The sequence below is a fragment of the Streptomyces sp. FH025 genome, from assembly GCF_017427025.1.
In the GTDB taxonomy this organism is placed as follows: Bacteria; Actinomycetota; Actinomycetes; order Streptomycetales; family Streptomycetaceae; genus Kitasatospora.
In genome coordinates, this window is sequence record NZ_JAFLNG010000825.1 from 1 (window position 1) to 2,996 (window position 2,996).

Sequence of the window (2,996 nt, forward strand, 5' to 3'; positions counted from 1 at the left end):
GGCGCGGTGACCGGCTCGCTCGCGCTGAACTGGATGCTGTACGAGCGGATCCTGCCGTTCAGCGGTGCCTTCGGGTTCCTGGTCTGCTGGTACCTGCTGTTCCTGGCCGGCTACTTCGCGCTCGGCCGCTTGCAGTGGAACCGGCTGGTGGTGCGCGACCGGCTGGTCGGCGTGGTCGCCTGGAGCTCCGGACTGCTGGTCGTCGCGCTGATCGTCGACCAGATCGGCTACGTCCTCAGCCGCGGCTACGAAGCCGCCCAGCACCTCAACTTCTTCACCGAGTCGATGGACCACACCGGCCCGCTGAACCCGATCACCGACGGCGGCGCGCTCAACGCCGTCGTCGGATCGCTCGAACAGCTCGGCCTGGCAACGCTGTTCGCCGTGCCGCTGGGCATCGCGGCGGCGGTGTTCATGTCCGAGGTCGGCGGCCGGATGGCCCGTCCGGTCCGCACCCTGGTCGAGGCGATGACGGCGCTGCCGTCCATCGTGGCCGGCCTGTTCATCCTGGGCGTCGTGATCATCACCTTCGGCTTCGAGAAGAGCGGCTTCGCCGCCTCGCTCGCCCTGACCGTGATGATGATGCCGATCGTCACCCGGGCCGCCGAGGTGGTCATCCGCCTGGTGCCGGGCACCCTGCGGGAGGCCTCGTACGCGCTCGGCGGCAGCCAGTGGCGCACCGTGTGGAACGTGGTGCTGCCCACCGCCAGGCCCGGCCTGGTGACGGCGGTGGTGCTCGGCATGGCGCGCGGCGTCGGCGAGACCTCGCCGGTGCTGCTCACCTCCGGGTTCACCTCGCAGTTCAACGGCAACCCGTTCTCCGACCACCAGGTGTCGCTGCCGCTGTACATCTGGAACTACGTCAAGCAGCCGTACGACGGCATGATCGCGCGCGGATTCGCCGCCGCCCTGACGCTCATGATCGTGGTGCTGATCCTCTTCGTCACCGCGCGCGTGCTCGGCGGCCGTCGCCCCGGACAGCTGACCCGCGGCCAGAAGCGCCGGATCGACCGCGACGCCCGCCGACTGGAGAAGGCGGCGGCCGGCGCCGTCGCCCGCCCGTACGCCCTCCGGCCGCAGGAACAGCAGTGATGTCCCTCCCAACCACTCTCCGTACCAGAGGAGTTCACATGTCGAGGGGCCTCAGGCGCTCCATCGCCCGGCTGTTGGCGGGGCTGCTGTCCCTGTTGCTCGCCGGAGCCTCCGTGCTGCTGGGGCAGACACCGGCGTTCGCGGCCACCTCGCTGAGCGCCGACGGCTCCAGCTGGGCCGGTCCGGCGATCGACCAGTGGCGGCAGGACGTCTCCCCGCAGGGCATCCAGATCAACTTCAACCCGATCGGGTCGGCGGCCGGCCGCAACCAGTGGGCGATCGGCCAGGACGACTTCACCGCTTCCGACGTGCCGTTCCGCTCCGCGCCGGACACCGGCCTCGGCCAGGCCGGCCACGGCGCCGGCTCGGGCGAGCGGGAGAACCCCGTCTACGGCTTCTCCTACGTGCCGATCACGGCGGGCGGCACCACCTTCATGTACAACCTGGTGGTCGGCGGCAAGCAGGTCCGCGACCTGCGGCTGTCCCCGCAGACCATCGTGGACATCTTCACCGGCAAGATCACCAACTGGAACGACCCCAAGATCACCAACGACTACGGCAAGGCGCTGCCCAGCCTCCAGATCACCCCGGTGATCCGCTCCGACGGCTCCGGCGCCACCGCGCAGTTCACCCGCTGGATGGAGCACACCCACAAGGACCAGTGGGACGCCTACTGCCAGTCCGTCAACGGCGTCACCTGCGGTGACTACACCGAGTTCTTCCCGCCCTCCGGCCGCATGGTCGCCCAGAACGGCTCCGACGTCGTGGCCGGCTACATCAAGGCCCCGTCCAACGTCGGCACCATCGGCTACGACGAGTACGCCTTCGCCAAGCGCAGCAACTGGCCGGTCGTGAAGGTGCTCAACCAGGCCGGCTACTACTCGCTGCCCACCGCCTCCAACGTCGCCGTCGCGCTCACCGCCGCCAAGATCCGCGGCGTGGACGACAACACCCCGTCGACCGACCCGAACTACCTGCAGCAGAACCTCGACGGCGTCTACACGATGAACGACCCCCGCGCCTACCCGATCTCCAGCTACAGCTACCTGATCGTGCCGCGCGCCGGGACGCCGGCCCCGCCGCCGCGCTTCACCAACGACAAGGGCTCCGCGCTCAGCCGCTTCCTCGCCTACGTGCTCTGCGAGGGCCAGGGCGAGGCGGACGGCCTCGGCTACTCGCCGATCCCGCGCGGCCTGGTCCGCGGCGGGCTGTTGCAGACCAAGAGCATCCCGGGCAACGCGAGCCCGGTCAATCCGGACACCCTGTCCAACTGCGCCAACCCGACCTTCAACTCGGCCGGTGAGCTGACCGTCCTGAAGAACGCGCCGATGCCGAGCCCCTGCGACAAGCAGGGCTCCCCGCTGGACTGCACCGTGCAGAACGGCCAGCCGGTCAAGACCGGTTCGGGCTCCGGAGGTTCGGGCGGCGGTTCCGGCTCCGGCGGCGCGGCCGGTGGCACCGGTGGTACGGGCGGTTCCGGCGGCAATGGCAGCGGGGGCGGCGGCAACGGCAACGGCACGGCCGGCGGCACCGGAGCGGGCGGTACGGGCGGAGCGGGCGGCGCGGGCGGTGCGGCCGCCGGTGACCCGAACGCGGCCGGCGGTGCGGCGGCCGGTGACCCGAACGCGGCCGGCGGCGCCGGCGACGGCTCCGGCGGGGACCAGATCGACCCGCAGACCGGCCAGGTGGTCGCCCGCGGCCGCGGCGGCTCCAGCGAGGTCGCGGCCAACGTGGTCGAGGTCGGCGGCCGGCCGGAGGACTGGACGCTGTCCACCCTCACCGCGCTCGAACTGCTCGCCGTGGTGCTGGTCCCGCCGCTGCTCGGCCGCCGACTGCTGCGCCGGCGCAAGGGCTCGGGCGGTGCGGCGTGACCGCCCCGGTGCTGGAGAAGCGGGCCGCCACCC

General features: G+C 71.6%; 2 protein-coding genes. Both read left to right on the forward strand.

Annotated elements, in window-relative coordinates; translation table 11 throughout:
• A partial coding sequence (gene pstA / locus J0670_RS34410) for a phosphate ABC transporter permease PstA (protein WP_207816327.1) occupies positions 1–1,092 on the forward strand: 1,092 nt, incomplete at its 5' end.
• 38 nt (positions 1,093–1,130) lie between these two features.
• Positions 1,131–2,963, forward strand: a complete 1,833-nt coding sequence (locus J0670_RS34415; protein WP_207816328.1) for a phosphate ABC transporter substrate-binding protein PstS — start codon at positions 1,131–1,133, stop codon at positions 2,961–2,963.
• Positions 2,964–2,996: the final 33 nt, after the last annotated feature.